Annotated in this window: 18 protein-coding genes; 5 read left to right on the top strand and 13 right to left on the bottom strand. The window is 56.2% G+C overall.

Annotated elements, in window-relative coordinates; translation table 11 throughout:
- Positions 1 to 813: 813 nt before the first annotated feature.
- The 3 genes from HG15A2_RS10470 to argC form a co-directional block, all read right to left on the bottom strand.
- Positions 814 to 1,827, bottom strand: coding sequence for a potassium channel family protein (locus HG15A2_RS10470; RefSeq protein WP_145060189.1), 1,014 nt, complete (start codon positions 1,825 to 1,827; stop codon positions 814 to 816).
- Between the two features lie 113 nt (positions 1,828 to 1,940).
- A complete protein-coding gene (gene argJ / locus HG15A2_RS10465; protein WP_218932474.1) occupies positions 1,941 to 3,149 on the bottom strand; it encodes a bifunctional glutamate N-acetyltransferase/amino-acid acetyltransferase ArgJ in 1,209 nt (402 codons plus the stop codon).
- A 102-nt stretch (positions 3,150 to 3,251) separates the two neighbouring features.
- Positions 3,252 to 4,277: an N-acetyl-gamma-glutamyl-phosphate reductase gene (gene argC, locus HG15A2_RS10460; RefSeq protein ID WP_145060188.1), complete on the bottom strand. Its 1,026-nt coding sequence runs from the start codon at positions 4,275 to 4,277 to the stop codon at positions 3,252 to 3,254.
- A gap of 294 nt (positions 4,278 to 4,571) precedes the next feature.
- Here argC and HG15A2_RS10455 point away from each other — a divergent pair, with 294 nt between their 5' ends.
- On the top strand, positions 4,572 to 4,799 hold the full coding sequence (locus HG15A2_RS10455) for a DUF2934 domain-containing protein (protein ID WP_145060186.1): 228 nt from the start codon (positions 4,572 to 4,574) through the stop codon (positions 4,797 to 4,799).
- A gap of 41 nt (positions 4,800 to 4,840) precedes the next feature.
- Here the strand turns inward: HG15A2_RS10455 and HG15A2_RS10450 are convergent, their stop codons facing one another.
- The 10 genes from HG15A2_RS10450 to pheA form a co-directional block, all read right to left on the bottom strand.
- Positions 4,841 to 5,473: a phosphopantothenoylcysteine decarboxylase domain-containing protein gene (locus HG15A2_RS10450; protein WP_145060185.1), complete on the bottom strand. Its 633-nt coding sequence runs from the start codon at positions 5,471 to 5,473 to the stop codon at positions 4,841 to 4,843.
- A 136-nt stretch (positions 5,474 to 5,609) separates the two neighbouring features.
- Positions 5,610 to 6,158: a flavoprotein gene (locus tag HG15A2_RS10445; protein WP_145060183.1), complete on the bottom strand. Its 549-nt coding sequence runs from the start codon at positions 6,156 to 6,158 to the stop codon at positions 5,610 to 5,612.
- Positions 6,159 to 6,180: 22 nt separating this feature from the next.
- Positions 6,181 to 6,444 carry a DNA-directed RNA polymerase subunit omega gene (locus HG15A2_RS10440; RefSeq protein WP_145060182.1) on the bottom strand — a complete coding sequence of 88 codons (264 nt, stop codon included), beginning with the start codon at positions 6,442 to 6,444 and terminating at the stop codon, positions 6,181 to 6,183.
- Position 6,445: 1 nt separating this feature from the next.
- Complete coding sequence (gmk, locus tag HG15A2_RS10435; RefSeq protein ID WP_145060180.1) at positions 6,446 to 7,039, bottom strand: guanylate kinase; 594 nt, start codon at positions 7,037 to 7,039, stop codon at positions 6,446 to 6,448.
- Between the two features lie 90 nt (positions 7,040 to 7,129).
- Positions 7,130 to 8,017 carry a YicC/YloC family endoribonuclease gene (locus tag HG15A2_RS10430; protein WP_145060179.1) on the bottom strand — a complete coding sequence of 296 codons (888 nt, stop codon included), beginning with the start codon at positions 8,015 to 8,017 and terminating at the stop codon, positions 7,130 to 7,132.
- Between the two features lie 29 nt (positions 8,018 to 8,046).
- The gene (secG, locus tag HG15A2_RS10425) at positions 8,047 to 8,487 is read right to left on the bottom strand and encodes a preprotein translocase subunit SecG (protein ID WP_246117933.1); all 441 of its coding nucleotides are present in this window, start codon (positions 8,485 to 8,487) and stop codon (positions 8,047 to 8,049) included.
- Between the two features lie 134 nt (positions 8,488 to 8,621).
- Positions 8,622 to 9,392 (bottom strand): triose-phosphate isomerase, encoded by a 771-nt coding sequence (tpiA, locus tag HG15A2_RS10420; RefSeq protein WP_145060177.1) that lies wholly within the window; start codon positions 9,390 to 9,392, stop codon positions 8,622 to 8,624.
- 100 nt (positions 9,393 to 9,492) lie between these two features.
- A complete protein-coding gene (gene aroF / locus HG15A2_RS10415) occupies positions 9,493 to 10,545 on the bottom strand; it encodes a 3-deoxy-7-phosphoheptulonate synthase (protein WP_145060176.1) in 1,053 nt (350 codons plus the stop codon).
- A gap of 48 nt (positions 10,546 to 10,593) precedes the next feature.
- The gene (locus HG15A2_RS10410; protein WP_145060174.1) at positions 10,594 to 10,854 is read right to left on the bottom strand and encodes a hypothetical protein; all 261 of its coding nucleotides are present in this window, start codon (positions 10,852 to 10,854) and stop codon (positions 10,594 to 10,596) included.
- A 53-nt stretch (positions 10,855 to 10,907) separates the two neighbouring features.
- The gene (gene pheA, locus HG15A2_RS10405) at positions 10,908 to 11,993 is read right to left on the bottom strand and encodes a prephenate dehydratase (RefSeq protein ID WP_145060173.1); all 1,086 of its coding nucleotides are present in this window, start codon (positions 11,991 to 11,993) and stop codon (positions 10,908 to 10,910) included.
- 515 nt (positions 11,994 to 12,508) lie between these two features.
- Here pheA and dnaK point away from each other — a divergent pair.
- From dnaK to HG15A2_RS10385, 4 genes are all read left to right on the top strand, one after another.
- Positions 12,509 to 14,419, top strand: a complete 1,911-nt coding sequence (dnaK, locus tag HG15A2_RS10400; protein WP_145060172.1) for a molecular chaperone DnaK — start codon at positions 12,509 to 12,511, stop codon at positions 14,417 to 14,419.
- Between the two features lie 71 nt (positions 14,420 to 14,490).
- Positions 14,491 to 14,745 (top strand): hypothetical protein, encoded by a 255-nt coding sequence (locus HG15A2_RS10395; RefSeq protein WP_145060170.1) that lies wholly within the window; start codon positions 14,491 to 14,493, stop codon positions 14,743 to 14,745.
- Positions 14,742 to 14,999 carry a hypothetical protein gene (locus tag HG15A2_RS10390; protein ID WP_145060168.1) on the top strand — a complete coding sequence of 86 codons (258 nt, stop codon included), beginning with the start codon at positions 14,742 to 14,744 and terminating at the stop codon, positions 14,997 to 14,999. Before HG15A2_RS10395 ends, HG15A2_RS10390 begins: the two co-directional genes overlap by 4 nt.
- A 19-nt stretch (positions 15,000 to 15,018) precedes the next feature.
- Positions 15,019 to 15,573, top strand: coding sequence for a hypothetical protein (locus HG15A2_RS10385; RefSeq protein WP_145060166.1), 555 nt, complete (start codon positions 15,019 to 15,021; stop codon positions 15,571 to 15,573).
- Positions 15,574 to 15,638: the final 65 nt, after the last annotated feature.

The raw sequence follows: 15,638 nt of genomic DNA, 5'->3' as shown, positions 1-15,638 counted from the left end.
CAGGGGGTTGCAAAAGAACGCCAACCCAAAAAACCCACCATAAAAGGCCAGTGGAAAATAGAGGACGCCAACTATTGCGTTGGCAGGATCGGCATAAGTCATAACAATAGGTGGAACTAGCAAAGAGCTTGCTATCAAGAACGAGCACAATAGCTTTCTGAGGATGTACCTTCGACTGACTTGCGAGGAGTAGCCGACTTTTATCATGCAGTGATTTTGAGAAAGCCACGGAGCGAATAGAACCAACCCAGGGGCAATACACAGCAATAGTTTGAAGCGTCTGGAGTAAAAGGGGATGTCTCTAACCCGGCATTGTTTGGACCTGAGATGCTTATTCGTTCGAATGCATCGCTCTGGCAACGCCGTCTTGTTGGGGACGACAAGCAACGTGCCTTCGACTCTTGAGGCAGATTCCTGGCATGTTGACATGGCTTGTTTCCCTGATCAGCAGCTAGCTGGTAGATCGTCGATAAAAAAATACGCATGATACGCATTCTAATTGAGAACAGCGAGTTGCTAGCTTGCTGGGCACCATGTAATAGGAGAATTCTCGCAAAATGCCAGCTGCGCTGATTTCTATGATCATCGGCACAACAACGACGAAAAAGGCTATCTATCAGAGCTTGTTTCTTTCTCAGTGACCAAACACTCTTGCGTTGATATGGTGATCGGGTCACATCGTCATCTGCATACTTTTTGGACATCACGAATCCAATCTTATCTTCAGTAATCAGGTACTCTTGCTTGGTTTGAAAGTCATGGATTCCTCGAAGATTCGACTGAACAATTGCTGTAGCGAACTAACCGACACCCTCACCCCACCTGGAACTTCTCCCGGAAATTCTTAATATGCTCTGGCTCGCCCATGGCTATTAGGCAGTCGCCGTCGCTGAATTCGTAGTCGGCGGGTGGGTTGAAGACCTCTTCCCCGTTGATACGGCGTACGGACACGATGAGTAGCCGATCTTGCACATCGCTGCCTGCTTCTCGGATGGTCTTCCCCGCTAGAGGGCTTCCCTCGGCGATGAATATCTCCGCCATGATCGCCTCCATGCTACTGTTCAGGTCGCCGACGCGTTGCAACAGGTCGGCCGCATGGGGACGCACGATCATATCGGCCATGCGATGAGCGCCTATCACCGCTGGCAACACCACTTCGTTGGCACCGGCTTGGCGGAGCTTGCGCTCGGTGGCAATCAACTCCCCGCGGGCGATGATGCGGAGGGCTGCGTTCATGTTGCGGGCGGTAAGCGTTAGGAACACATTCTCCGCGTCGTTGTGCAGCGCGATCACGATCGTTTTGGCACGTTCGATACCTGCTTGCCGCAGCACTTCCTCATCGGTGGCGTCCCCTTCCAGCACGATGAACTCGTTGTTCATGGCGTCGGCGATGGCTTCCTCGTTGGACTCGATCACCACGAACGGCATTTGCTGCCGCTTCAGCCGGGCTCCCAAATTTTGCCCCGTGCGTCCGAAGCCGCAGATGATGACATGATCTTTCAGTTTTTCAATTTGTCGAATCATCCGACGAGCTCCCATTGCGTGTTCAAGTTGACCTTCGATCACCGCCTGCAACAAAACGCCCAGCGTGTAGGCGACCGAAACCATGCCTACTAAGATGACCGCAATCGAAAGCAGTTGGCGCGCGGGCGTTGTGGCAGGATCGATGTTTTGCGAGTAGCCAACGCCCGCTACGGTGATAACCGTCCAGTAGGCACCTTCCAGTATCGGCCTGCCGGTCAGCTGATGATGCCCCATGACCGAACACAGAAACACCACCGCAATCATCAGGCAGCCGCGTTGAATTCGCCTGAAGGTGTTAGTCATTATGGAGAGTCTAGGATCGAGAGACGAGCGGCAACATCTGCCACCGGACGTTGGCCCACGGTTCTAGCCTTTCACTGCTGCATAAACCGGACGCTAACGCGCTGCAACTGATCTTATGTATGGTAATCGGCATTGAGGCGTACATATTCAGCAGTGAGGTCGGACGTCCAGAAGCGTGCGGACGCGTGGCCCTCATCGAGAAGTAGAACCAGATGCGTATCGCGGTTTTCTCGAATCGCAGCGCTGATTTCCTCTGCGTTGAACTCCACGGGGACGCCACGTTCGTAGAGGAGCGAGCTATTCACATGCAGGCACACCTTCGAGGGATCGAACTCCACACCGGCATAGCCGGCGGCAGAGACGATTCGTCCCCAGTTGGGGTCCGCACCGGCGACGGCTGTTTTCACTAGCGGGCTGTCGGCGATGGTTCGGGCTATTTTGACGGCATCTTCTCGCGTGGCAGCGCCGTGGACTTCCACGGTAATCAAGTGCGACGCGCCCTCGCCATCGGCGGGGATACTCTGGGCGAGGTCTTCGCAAACTTCCACTAGCGTCGCCTGGAACATCGCTAGGGCCTTCCCTTCCAGCACCGGGCCACCAGCTGCTCCGTTGGCCAACAACAGCACGGTGTCGCTGGTACTCATGTGCCCTTCAACGCTGATACAGTTGAACGATTCGTTGACGGCATCCTTGAGACCTGCGTTGGCATCTTCAACCCTAATCGCCGCGTCCGTCATGATGACGCCTAGCATGGTTGCCATGTTAGGACCAATCATCGCAGCACCCTTCGCCATGCCAGTAACTTGGATGGTGGTGCCGTCGATCTCGAAACTGCGGCTGCGAATCTTGTGCGTCGTGTCGGTGGTCATCATGCCACGAGCGGCATCGATGAGCGATTGTTCGTCGGAAGCGAGAATTTTGGACGCTTCGTCGATGCCTTTGGCGATCTTCTCCATGGGGAGCATTTCCCCAATGATGCCGGTGGACATGACCAGTACGTCGGGCCCCGCAAAATCTTGACCAACAGCGACACAAGCGGCAGCGGTTTTCTCAGCCATCATCAGAGCGTCTTGGTAGCCCTGCTCGCCTGTGCAGGCGTTGGCGACGCCAGAGTTCACGACGACTGCTCGAATCGATTCGCTGGGGGTTCGCTCGCGATTGAGCTGAACCGGCGCACCGAATACGACGTTCTTGGTGTAAACCCCGACACCCACCGCGGGTCGATCAGACACGAGCAGCGAAAGGTCCTTCTTATTAGGATTTCGCTTTACGCCCGTGTAAACGCCGGCAGCAGTGAAGCCTTGTGGGAGTCGGTCTGGCATAGTTTGGTGGTCTCTCGCAATGGCGCTAAGGCGCAAATAATGTCGGTTCTATTCGTGAATACCTTACGTTTGTTCTTGGCGTCTTCGCGCCTTTGCGAGAGACTAGAGGCCTGCACTTTCCTCAAATCCATACATCAAATTGAAATTCTGCACCGCCGCCCCGGACGCTCCCTTGATCAGGTTATCGATCGCACTAATGACGATCACCTTACCGCGGACACGACGGACGGTGATATCACAGTAGTTAGTGCCGGCAACGCTCTTCGTTCCGGGGATGCCTTCGATGACGCGAATGAACTGCTCGTCAGCGTAGTGCTGCCTGAGGATGGCTAGCAGTTCTTCCGTTTGAAGACCATCATTCCCGGAGTTGGTAGCTCCCGGATTGGCGTAGGCGGTGATTAGCTCTCCGCGGTCCATCGGAACGAGGTGCGGGGTGAACACGACATCGGTCGTCACGCCGGCATAGTTGCTGAGGACTTGGTCGATCTCCGGAGTGTGACGGTGTGTGCCGACGCCGTAGGGGAGTAGGTTCTCGTTGGCTTCCGGGAAATGCAAATGGGCTTTGGCAGACCGCCCTGCCCCGCTAACGCCGCTCTTCGCATCGATCACGATTCCCTCAGGCGAAATCGCGCCCGACTTCAACAGTGGCGCTAACGCCAAGATGGCGGCCGTAGGATAGCATCCAGGGTTCGCTACGAGTCTAGCTCCCTGAAGTTGCTCGCGATACAACTCTGGCAGGCCATAAGGAACTTTGCCAAGGCGGTCGGCATCGGGATGGGTAACGCCGTACCACTGGCTATAGACATCGGCGTCGTTCAAGCGATAGTCGGCACTGAAGTCAACGACGCGGCAGTCGGCAGCCAGCAGTTCGCTCACGACGGCGGCGCTGGCAGCGTGTGGCAGGCAGCAAAATATGCAGTCGGCACTGTGGGCGACTTCTGCCGTGGTGAGGTTCTGTAGTTGCATATCGAGGCGACCACGCAAGGTCGGATGCACATCGCCCAGGTGAGGCTGGTCCTCCTGACGAGTGGTCAGGGCGGTGATTTGTACCTCCGGATGGCGCAGAAGCAGCGCGATTAATTCCCTGGCTGCATAGCCGGTAGCACCAAGGACGGCGACTCGGATCATAGATTTATCCGTTAGCGGAACGAAGTGCATTACGGGCGAAGGGGATGCCTCTCAGCAGCCGTCGAGAAGGCTGCCGAGAGTTGAAGATTATAGGGTACGTGATGACGGCTTACCACTGGCTGAAGCTAGCTTGCAAGACGCAATTACCAGCCACCTGGTTCGTTGGTCTCACATAGCCGCTACGAGCGTCATCTTGCAGCCCTGAGGCGATCAGCGATACAATGAGCGTGGCGGCAGCAGGAATTGATGCGTACGGACACCGACCATATAGCCAAGGAATAGAGGAGCTCTGCCATGAGTATCGCAAAACCGAAGACCCAAGTCACGAACGACCAAATCGCCCAGCGGGCCTACAAGATTTGGGAGTCGCGCGGCTGCCCTGAGGGCGATGGCCAAGACGACTGGCAAACCGCCGCCGAGGAACTCAGCAAAGAAATCTCTCGGGATGAGGCCCACGAAACGCCGCGTGGCCCGATTCTGCGATTCTTCAAGAAGCTCCGCGGACGTGCCGCCAGCTACTAAGCGGGCCAGTTGAGCTCAGGCCGGTCCGGCGGGCGTCGATTCTAATTAACCTTAATGAGCCGTTGCTGAATAATCTGAAGGATTTCTTCGGCAACGGACTCTTTGGGACCGCTCGCATGCTGGATGACCTCGCCCACCGGGTCAAGGATTTCGACTTGGTTGTCGAGAGCGTGCATTGCCTCGACCCCGTTGGAAACCATTAGATCACAGCGTTTGCGTTCCAGCTTTGCCAATGCGCGCAAACGGTGGTCTTCAGTTTCCAAAGCGAATCCGACTACCCAGCGTTTGCCTTTCTTCGCTGCCAAAGTCGCTACGACATCGTCGGTCTCGTAGAGTTCCAACAAAAGCGGCTCGCCCGTTTTAGCGATCTTGCTGGGGTTCACCTGCTGAGGCCTATAGTCGCACGGCGCGGCAGCGCCGATCAGCCCATCGCACTTCTCAAATGCATCCTGCGCGGCAACCAACATTTCTTCTGTCGATATCACGGGGATGACGCGTGCTGCTGAAGGATATTCAACCTCAACGGGACCGCTGACTACCACGGCCTCGTGCCCAAGTCGCAAGCAAGCCGCTGCGAGTGCGGCGCCCATGCGCCCGCTCGACGCATTGGTGAGATAGCGAACCGGGTCGATGTATTGTCTGGTTGGTCCGGAGGTGATTAGAATTCTGGCCATAGCTCGTTGTGTTCCTCAAACATCAGCCGCAACGCGTTAGCGTCCGATCTTGGCAGCGGAGTTGAAGGCAACCGTGAGAAGCAAGCACCATGGTTTATGCCCAGCAGTTGATCTTCTGTTTCGGCTGTAAAAACCGTCAGTCGTCGATGGCGTCGAGCAGCCGGTGGATTTCCTGAGCGATTTCCGCAGGCTCGGCCATTCGGCCTGCGCCCTGTACACGGCAGCTGAGCCAACCTTCGCCGGGGCCAATCGTGTGAACTCCGTCCGCTAGTAGTTGTTCCACGTTGCGCTGCACACTGGGTTTGGTCCACATCTCGTTGTTCATAGCAGGGGCGACGAGAACTGGGCCGGTAAAGCACAGAGTTAGCGTACTCAGCAAGTCGTCAGCTAAGCCGCTGGCGGCTTGGGCTAGGTAGTTGGCAGTAGCCGGGGCAACGCACAGCAAGTCGGCTTTGCGAGCGAGTTCAATGTGCGCGCCTAAGGGGTACGCCGAGGGCTCGAAGGAATCGCTGGCAACGGGTCTGCCGGACAGCGCGGCAAAGGTCGCCTCGCCAACGAAGTGCTTGGCGGCTTTGGTCATGACAACTGTGACGCCGATGTCCTCCTGCACGAGTTGACTCACGAGCGCAGCAGACTTGTAGGCGGCAATTCCCCCAGAGACACCAACGACCATTTCAGCCTTCATCGGCAGGCCTTAGAAGTTGTGGCTACAGAGCCGAGAGATCGAGCTCTGGTGGGCCGCCCGACTCGGGTCCGTCGGCAACCACTTTCACTTCGTTGGAAGTATCGAGGAAGATTTTGTCTTGGAGAATTTCCTGCACGACGATTTCCATTTTGTCGTCAGTTTGGAAATTCACCAGAGGACGCGCGCCAGCGTTGATGGCGGCAAGACGTTTTTGAATCAAGGTAGAGAGCTTGAACCGACCGCCTACTTTGTTCACGATTTCTTCTTCTTTGAGTGCATCAATCATTCTATGTGCCTATTTTCTCGAATTCGTTGCTGCGGAGTATCTCGCAAATTTCTTGGACTGTCTGATCGACTGTGTCGTTAACAACATTGTATTGATAGCGATCTGCCAGGGCTAATTCATGCCTCGCCACGGCTAGCCGCCGTCCGATCGCTTCCTCACTCTCGGTACCGCGAGAGCGGAGCCGCTTTTCCAATTCCTCCAGGCTATCGGGACGGATGAAAAGGGTGATCGCGGCGGGAAAGTCCCGAACCACGTCCTCGGCTCCATCGACGTCGATCTCCAGGATAACCCATTTACCGCCTGCCAGACTAGACCTGACCTCGCTCCAAAGGGTCCCGTACCAGTGCCCCCGGCCGAAAACTTCGACGCTTTCGAGGAATTCGTCAGCCTCACGCCGCCGGGCAAACTCCTGATCGCTGAGGAAGTGGTAGTCAACGCCATCGACTTCGCCCGGGCGAGGCGGACGCGTTGTGGCCGAGACGCTGAGCTTGAGCCCTGGGCCACACTCCGCCAGCACCTGTTTTACCACGGTCGACTTGCCCACACCCGAGGGGCCTGAGAGGACAACCAGTTTTCCGTGGCGGGGAGGGGACATAGTGCTCGGGATTGGGGGATTCGGTTAGGTACTAGGATGCCGTCGGAAAACGAGCCCTAAAGCCTAAAGCCTCACTACCTACAGGCTAACTCACTCGACGTTCTGTATCTGCTCACGAATCCGCTCCAGGGCGGTCTTGATCTCCACGACCTGGGCCGAGATTTCCGCGTCGTTTGCTTTGGAACCAATGGTATTTGTTTCGCGTCCCATTTCTTGGCAGATGAATTCCAGCTTGCGACCAGAGCTTTCCGGTAGCTGCATCGTCTTTTCGAACTGTTGCAAGTGACTGCGCAGGCGGACCACCTCTTCGGAAATATCCGAGCGCTCCGCGAACAGACAAACCTCTCGTGTGAGGTCGGCCGGTTCGAGCGTGACCTGCAGTTCCGAGAGGGCGCCACCGACGCGTTCGAGCAGTCGCTGACGATAATGATCGACAACCACTTCGGTACGCTGGGCAATTATGTCCAGCGACTTGGCCACCGTCTGGCATTGTTCAGTAAGGTCAGCAGCTAGGGCTTCACCTTCTTCGGCACGCATCTTGGTGAGCTTTTCCAGCGCCTCAGTAACAACTGCCTTGACGACCGGCCACACGTCTTCGGGTTCGCTGGCTTCGGTGGAGAGTTGCTCGACGACTCCGGGCAATGATGCCAGGGGCTCCAGTCGTAGTTCCTCGCAGAGATCGCGTTTGGCGGCTATCTTTTGAAGCTCGTCGACATAACGTTCCAGCATCTGTGCATTGATGCGGAAATCATCCAGCGAACTTAGGTGTCTTATTTTCAGGTTCGCATGAACCGTGCCTCGGCGAATTGATTCGCGTAGAATTGCTTCGATACGCGCATCGAGCGAGCCGTAGCCGTCGGTCGAACGCAGGCTAAGCTTGAAGTGCCGACTGTTAATCGTGCGCAGTTCGATATTCACTGCGTGGTCGGCTTGCTCGGTGCGAGCTTCGCCAAAACCGGTCATACTAAGTAGCGTCATGGGAGGCCTTGGCCGAATCTTGCAGAGGCCTACTCAGAATCAGATGCGTCAGTATCAGGCTCCGTGTCGGAACCCCCTTCGCCGTCACCGGCTTCGGTCTCGGCAGGAGCTTCGGCCTCCTCGTCGTCTTCCGTGGCACTGAGCCCAGGCTGGGCTGGAGATTCCGCGGCGCTCTTCGCTCCGAAGTCCCCGACGAGGCTTTCGCCTTCGCCGCCCCACTTAGCAGCTGCAATGCACAATACGATCCAGAATGCCGCAGCGCCAATTGTGATGCGTGTAAACACGTCGCCCGCCTTGGCTCCAAAAGCGCTAGAACCGCCGGCACCGCCGAGTGCTCCGGCAAGTCCGCCACCGCGTCCACGTTGGACCAGCACGAGTAGGATCATGAAGATTGCTGTGACCGAAAGTAGCAAGCCGTACACGGGCTTCATACTCAAGGCCAATAGGCAGGATGTTGCAAGAGTAGTCACAATGGGCTCCGTCGCTCGTTTGCGATTAAGTTGTTTCTGGTTTGACTTGTTAGGGAACAAAAGTCGGCGAGCAATGCCTCGCCTGGCGCGCCGCGTGAGACGTAGCTCGCCGGTTAGGCGAATCTCTCGTAGTGTCAGGCGTTCACCGTAGCCGCGCCGGCCGCAGCAATGGCTAGGAAGTCGTCTGCTTTGAGGCTCGCTCCACCGATTAGGGCGCCGTCTATGTTATCTTGGCCAAGTAGTTCGGCCGCATTGCCTGGCTTCACGCTACCGCCGTAAAGGATACGTACCTGCTCGGCAGTTTCCGCATTGTAGCTATCTGCTATCAGACTGCGAAGGTCAGCATGCACTTCTTCGGCTTGTTCAGGGGAAGCCACTTTGCCGGTGCCAATCGCCCAGACTGGCTCGTAGGCGACGACCGTCTTGGCCATTTGATCAGCGGTAAGCCCGGCGAGTGAGCCTTCAAACTGGGCCTTGATCACAGCGGCTGTGTTGCCGGCTTCGCGTTCTTCAAGCAATTCCCCAACGCAAACCACGGGAATTAAGCCTGCGTCGAGGGCGGCGAGAGTCTTCTTATTAACGTCGGAATCGCTCTCGCCCATCACGTGGCGTCGTTCGCTGTGGCCGAGAATTACGTACTTGCAGCCCACATCCTTGAGCATGTCTGCCGAGGTCTCGCCGGTGAATGCACCGCTCGCCTCGTGGTACATGTTCTGCCCGCCAAGGGCTACCTCCGCCGAGCCGAGCGACTCTTTGACGCTCGCCAGATAAACGCTTGGTGGGCACACCAGCAGATCTACATCACCTGCGTCGCCAGCGCGACCAGCAATCGCCGACGCGAGGTCGGTTCCGCTCGATCGGTCAGTGTTCATCTTCCAATTACCGGCAATCAGTGGGCGTCGCATGAATTCAGTTCCTTAATTCCTAGACTGTTATTTCAATGTGTTTCAAGTGAGTCAGGAACACCGATTTGCGCCAATCGTGTTCCTGATTCCCCATGGTCGGCTAAACGGTGGCCGCGGCGGGTTTACTGATTTGCTTCCCCATGACCTCGGCCACTTTCCTGATTTGCACCATGACTTCAGCGTACTGCTCAGGCAGCAAAGCTTGAGGGCCGTCGGACATAGCATCTTCGGGTTTGTTGTGGACTTCGATGTGCACGCCATCGGCACCGGCAGCTACTCCTGCGAGAGCACACGGCGGGATCAGCTCTGGGCGGCCTGTGGCATGGCTTGGATCGACGATGATTGGCAGGTGCGAAAGCTCTTGAATCTGAGGAACCGCCGCTATGTCGAACAGATTGCGTGTCGCTGGATCGAAGCTCTTGATGCCTCGTTCGCATAGCACCACGTTGGAATTGCCCTGGGCCATGATGTACTCGGCACTCATGAGCAAGTCTTTGATCGTAGCGCTCATGCCTCGCTTGAGCAGCACGGGCTTATCCGTCTTGCCCACTTCAGTAAGCAGCACGAAGTTCTGCATGTTGCGAGCACCGAGCTGGATCATATCGGTGTACTGACAAACGAGATCCACCAGGCGAGGATCGACCACTTCAGTCACCACTGGCATGCCGTAGCGATCGCCCGTGTCTCGAAGGATTTCCAGCCCTTCTTCGGCCAGACCTTGGAAGGAATAAGGGCTCGTACGCGGCTTGAAAGCACCTCCGCGGAGAATATTCGCACCTGAATCGCGAATCGAAGAAGCAATCGCGTCCATGCGCTCTGCAGATTCCACAGCACACGGACCAGCAATCATTGCCAGATAACCGCCGCCGATTTTCACCGGGCTAACCTTCCCTGAACCAACTTCAATCGTCGAAGCCTTCGGATGCGCTTCACGACTCGCCAATTTGTAGGCAGGCATGACGGGGACCACTTGTGCTACTCCGGGGATTGCTTCCAGCTGATCTGGTTGAATCAACGACTCGTCGCCGATCACGCCGATCACGGTTCGAAAGCTTCCCTTGCTGACCGTCGTGTCGAGGCCCAGTTCGGCGACTTTCGCGACCACGTGGTCGACTTGCTCGTCGTTGGCGGATTCATTGAGGATAATAATCATGATTTATGGTTGTGATCTAATGCGTGAGTTTTTGGTTTGAATCGACGGTCAGTGTTTCAGTTTTCGGCTCTCGAACCATGCGACGACTGCAGTTACTGCGATACCAACTGCAATGCCTGCCCATGCCCCGTTGATCAGCCCCAGGCTCGTGCAAACAGCCAAACCGTCGGCAGTATCATCCAGGAGCGGCAGCAACGCAAAGGCTAACTCGGGTGAGAGTTTACCGACAACCCAGCCAATGCCACCACCAGCGGTAACGCCAATAGCAAAGCAACCAACGACCATGGCCAAAGCTTGCTTGATGCTCATGGATAGCCCACCCTAACTGGATGATCCTGCCGAATAAACTCGAATCTACCAGTCTAATCGATCAGCTCCGCCTGTGCATAGGAGCCCAGTACGGTCAGTCTTAGGGACTTTTTCTCCAGGGATGCCAACGCACGACGTGGACGGAGTTCGCTGGGGTGGCCTTGGAACTCCAGGAAGAACAGGTAGCGACCCCGCGCCCCAGGGATCGGGAAGGACTCGATCCAGGTGAGGTTCAGCCGCTGCTTCTTGAAAATCGCCATCACGTCAGCCAGGGCACCCGGCTCGTGTGGGGCCTCGAACACGAGGGCCGTTTTGTCGTTACCCGTTTTTTCGCCGGGCGAAACACCAATCACTGCGAAGCGGGTCACGTTGTCCGCTTGATCTTGAATACTGCGGGCGATCACTTTCAACTCGTGAACTGCCGCTGCCTCGGCACTAGCTACCGCTGCGATGGTGCGATCCGCGCCGGCCATCCTGGCTGCTTCAGCGGTGCTGGCCACAGGAGTGACCTCGGCCTCGGGCAGGTGCTTACTCAGCCAATTCCGGCACTGCGAGAGCGCCTGCGGCTTGCTGCATACCCGTCGAATGTCGCCACGCGCGCCAATACCCAATAGGCAATGGCGAATCGGCAACGGCACTTCGCCGCAGATCTTTGCGGTACTCTTAGACAGACCATCCAGCGCATCGGTCACGCGGCCGTCGGTCGAATTCTCCAACGGCACCAGCCCGTACTCGGCAGTTCCCCTTTCGACGGATTCAAACACCGCTGCAATGGAACTCACCGGCACAAACTCAACGCTTTGCCCGAAGTGTTTGATCGCCGCTAAGTGGCTAAATGTGAAATCAGGTCCCAAGAATGCCACGCGAGTTTTCTGCGCTGCCGCTCGCTGCCCGCTATAAAGCTCTCGAAACACGGCCTGCACTGCTTCACCACCCAGCGGGCCCTTGCTTTCGGCGACGAGCGTCTCAATGGCTTCGCGGGCATCCTTCAGCGTATCGCTTTCTTCGGGCTTCGCAGCCTTCCGCGCGATGGCTTTTTCCACACGCTCATTCAGCAGCGCAAGGATCTCGCGATCGAGCTTCGCCAGATGCTTGGGCGTTGGGACGCGTTCAATAGACGATGATTTCTTCTTGGGCATGATCTCAGTATGCTCGCAATCGGAATGTCACCAAGGGCATGTGTGAATAAACGATGCGTTTCTTCCGCGAGGTGAACCCTCATAAACGTCCCCCTCGTGGTCACCCCTATTTCGCCGCGTGAGCTTGCTCCGCGCTGGTGACTGATCGCGGAGCAAGCTAACGCGACGAAATGGGCACTCCACCGACGAACTGTCAATTTGGCGGACTAGACTCCTGAGCGACAAGTCACGACAGACCTCCATACTGCCAATCTGACAGCGATATGCCAATCCGACGCTCAATTACGCCACCCACCAAATCCCCTAAGTCATTACAAGCAAATGACTTAGGAATTTTCACCTGCAAGGGTAGAACTCGGCACGCACTTTGCTTTCTACCTTAAGACACCAAAAACACCTGCCCCGCGAACCGTGAAGCATCAGCACTCGGAACAATGGGCTTTCCACTTAATACACGAAACATCACTCCCCGCCACACCTAGAACCCACCCGGCGGGCAAACCTTGGAGAGAATTATGGCCGCTGGCGAAAAAATCATTGGTATCGACCTCGGAACCACCAACAGTGTGGTTGCCGTGATGGAAGGCAAAGAAGCGAAGGTCATCCCTAACCCTGAGGGCAATCGCCTCACCCCGAGCGTTGTTGCGTTCACCGATAAGGACGAAGTTCTCGTAGGCGAACCGGCCCGCCGTCAGGCTGTCACCAACCCGGCCCGCACGGTTTACTCCGTAAAGCGATTCATGGGCCGCCGTCACAACGAGGTCGCCTCCGAAGAAAAGATGGTCCCGTACAAAGTCGTGGGAGGACCTGAGGATTACGTGAAGGTCGGCGTCGATGACAAGGAATACACGCCGTCAGAAATTTCCGCAAAGACGCTGCGTAAGCTCAAAGAATCGGCCGAAGCCTACCTGGGCCACAAAGTGAACAAGGCGGTCATTACCGTGCCCGCCTACTTTAACGACGCTCAGCGCCAAGCCACCAAAGACGCTGGCCAGATCGCCGGCCTCGAAGTGGCTCGCATCATCAACGAGCCCACCGCTGCTTCGCTCGCTTACGGTCTCGACAAGAAAACGCAGGAACAAATCTGCGTGTTCGACCTCGGTGGCGGTACGTTCGACGTGTCGATTTTAGAAGTTGCTGATGGCGTGTTCCGTGTCATCAGTACCAATGGCGATACGCACCTCGGTGGCGACGACTTCGACGAAGCGCTCATCAACTACGTGGCCGACGAGTTCAAGAAGGAGCAAGGCATTGACCTGCGTTCCGACCAGATGGCGCTACAGCGTTTGCAGGAAGCCTGCGAGAAGGCCAAAAAGGAGCTTAGCTCCGCTCAGTCGACTGACCTGAACCTACCGTTCATCACTGCCGACGCCAGTGGGCCGAAGCATTTGCAGATGAACATTTCTCGCATTCAATTCGAGAAATTGGTGGATGACTTAGTTGAGCGTACCCGCGGCCCTGTGATCCAGGCCCTCAAAGACGCGAAGATGGACCCTAAGGAGATCGACGAAGTCGTTCTCGTGGGTGGTTCCACACGCATTCCTGCCGTGCAGGAGCTAGTGAAGGATGTCTTCGGCAAAGATCCCCACAAGGGCGTCAATCCGGACGAAGTGGTGGCCATCGGTGCTGCGATTCAGGGCGGCGTACTTTCGGGCGAAGTGCAGGACATCCTACTACTGGACGTTTCCCCGCTGTCGCTGGGCATTGAAACCCTCGGCGGTGTTATGACCAAGCTGGTCGAGAAGAACACCACGATCCCAACCGAGCGGAAGCAAGTCTTCAGCACGGCCGACGACAACCAAACGGCTGTCACAGTACGTGTGTTCCAAGGCGAACGCGAAATGTGCGCGGACAACCGGCTCCTCGGCCAGTTCAACCTGGAGGGTATCCCACCAGCACCACGTGGCGTGCCGCAGATCGAGGTGAAGTTCGATGTCGATGCAAACGGTATCCTCAATGTCTCGGCCAAGGATCTTGGCACTGGCACGGAGCAAACCGTCAAGATCGAGCAATCTTCTGGCCTCAGCGAGGAAGAGATCAAAGCCATGCAAGAGGATGGCGCTGCCCATGCCGAGGAAGACAAGAAGAAACGCGAACTTGTCGAAGCCCGCAACGAAGGCGAAAGCCGTGCTTACCAGCTTGAAAAGCTGATCAAAGAGCAAGGTGACAACCTCAAGGACGACGACAAGACCGCCCTGGAAGCGGCGATCGGCAAAGTCCGCGAAGCCGCCAAGGGCGAAGACCCGGCCGCCATCAAAACGGCCATCAGCGAACTGGAACAAGCCAGCCACGCTATGAGCGAAGCGTTGTACAAGAACACCGGCGACACGGCCGAGGCGGAGGGTGCCCCATCACCCGACGAAACGGCTAGCTCCGACACGTCCGACGACGACGCGATTGATGCGGAGTTTGAGGTGAAGAGCTAGTGGCGATATTTGGAGATATCGGCCTCAGCCCTTAGAATAGTGGCATACGCTTCCCCAATGGAGAGACTGCTATGGTTCAAATTAACTTGAACAGCGATCAGATGAAGCTGATTGCTGAGGCGACGAAAAAAACCGAAGAGATCGCCATCGCTGATGACGATGGAAAGATCATGGTTAGGTTTGCGCGCTTTGCCAAGGCTGCCTCAGATGGTGAAAAAGAAGAGGATGAGATCATCGCCGAGGCACGTCGTCGGATGGCTTCTACCGGATCGACTCGATTGTTTTCAGAAGTCGTTCAGGAATTGAAAGCCAAATACGGTACATGAAGAACTTCACCGTGGTCAGCCTGGATGAAGCAACCGATGACTTGGCATCCCTATGGATGGATGCCACTGATCGTGATGCCGTCTCAGCAGCCTCGGATCACGTCGAGAGCCAGTTAGCCGACGATCCGTTTACGCAGTCAGCCAACCTCGGTGGCAACCTGTGGATGTACGAAGCGCCTCCGCTACGATATTTCTACAAGCCGAGCATCGCGGATCGCATGGTGACAATTCTCAGCGTGGTGAGGATCGAGTAGCTGAGATAAGGGGAAAACTATGAGTTCTTGGCTCGACACGGAAACGAAATCTCTGCTCAGCAAGGAACCTCCTAACAAGTTAGCCCCCTCAGATATCGCTGAGTTTTCGCTAGTCGTCCTCGAATGCAACGATGCTGAGTCAGAGCGAGCCCAGCGGGCTGTGGAGCGTATCTGCCAAGGATCACATTGGATTGCCAAAGAGAACTTGGGGAACGCTAGCCCTTTCGTACTGCAGCATGGCCTCAGCGAAGCGGATGCGTTACTAGGCCAGTTCGAATTGATTTGTTGTAATATTGTCTCTGTATTTATCCCGGACGAAGTGATCGAGAACGCTAAGCCAGAGTATCTAAGCGAACTCTATGCAACACTGCTAGACAGCTCCGAGTTCACGAATACGAAACTGCGAATTGGATCACTGCCTGACAACACTCAGGGCGCTGAGTTCATAGTACAGTTCCTGGGGAAAGAACCACTGAGCTGCCCTGTCGAGATTGAAGTGCCATTCAAAAAGGCTCGGATCATGACGCATTGGGCGAGCAAGATTGGTGCAGAAGTCCTCCTGTTAGCACGGTAAACGCCAGTTCTTTGCCTCCTGCTGTCTTAACTCCTACCAATTCTACCCGAGAGCTAACGCTCCTC

Source organism: Adhaeretor mobilis (genome assembly GCF_007741515.1).
GTDB classification, from domain to species: Bacteria; Planctomycetota; Planctomycetia; order Pirellulales; family Lacipirellulaceae; genus Adhaeretor; species Adhaeretor mobilis.
The sequence above is the reverse complement of the archived record's forward strand: the minus strand, read 5'-3'. Positions and strand labels throughout refer to the sequence as shown.

Bases quoted from the DNA above. Each gene is read 5' to 3' on its own strand.
- argJ (WP_218932474.1), bottom strand. From the start codon at position 3,149: ATGCCAGACCGACTCCCACAAGGCTTCACTGCTGCCGGCGTTTACACG.
- pheA (WP_145060173.1), bottom strand. From the start codon at position 11,993: ATGCCCAAGAAGAAATCATCGTCTATTGAACGCGTCCCAACGCCCAAG.
- HG15A2_RS10470 (WP_145060189.1), bottom strand. From the start codon at position 1,827: ATGACTAACACCTTCAGGCGAATTCAACGCGGCTGCCTGATGATTGCG.
- HG15A2_RS10395 (WP_145060170.1), top strand. From the start codon at position 14,491: ATGGTTCAAATTAACTTGAACAGCGATCAGATGAAGCTGATTGCTGAG.
- HG15A2_RS10455 (WP_145060186.1), top strand. From the start codon at position 4,572: ATGAGTATCGCAAAACCGAAGACCCAAGTCACGAACGACCAAATCGCC.
- HG15A2_RS10450 (WP_145060185.1), bottom strand. From the start codon at position 5,473: ATGGCCAGAATTCTAATCACCTCCGGACCAACCAGACAATACATCGAC.
- argC (WP_145060188.1), bottom strand. From the start codon at position 4,277: ATGATCCGAGTCGCCGTCCTTGGTGCTACCGGCTATGCAGCCAGGGAA.
- dnaK (WP_145060172.1), top strand. From the start codon at position 12,509: ATGGCCGCTGGCGAAAAAATCATTGGTATCGACCTCGGAACCACCAAC.
- HG15A2_RS10430 (WP_145060179.1), bottom strand. From the start codon at position 8,017: ATGACGCTACTTAGTATGACCGGTTTTGGCGAAGCTCGCACCGAGCAA.
- gmk (WP_145060180.1), bottom strand. From the start codon at position 7,039: ATGTCCCCTCCCCGCCACGGAAAACTGGTTGTCCTCTCAGGCCCCTCG.
- tpiA (WP_145060177.1), bottom strand. From the start codon at position 9,392: ATGCGACGCCCACTGATTGCCGGTAATTGGAAGATGAACACTGACCGA.
- HG15A2_RS10440 (WP_145060182.1), bottom strand. From the start codon at position 6,444: ATGATTGATGCACTCAAAGAAGAAGAAATCGTGAACAAAGTAGGCGGT.
- aroF (WP_145060176.1), bottom strand. From the start codon at position 10,545: ATGATTATTATCCTCAATGAATCCGCCAACGACGAGCAAGTCGACCAC.
- HG15A2_RS10390 (WP_145060168.1), top strand. From the start codon at position 14,742: ATGAAGAACTTCACCGTGGTCAGCCTGGATGAAGCAACCGATGACTTG.
- HG15A2_RS10445 (WP_145060183.1), bottom strand. From the start codon at position 6,158: ATGAAGGCTGAAATGGTCGTTGGTGTCTCTGGGGGAATTGCCGCCTAC.
- HG15A2_RS10410 (WP_145060174.1), bottom strand. From the start codon at position 10,854: ATGAGCATCAAGCAAGCTTTGGCCATGGTCGTTGGTTGCTTTGCTATT.
- HG15A2_RS10385 (WP_145060166.1), top strand. From the start codon at position 15,019: ATGAGTTCTTGGCTCGACACGGAAACGAAATCTCTGCTCAGCAAGGAA.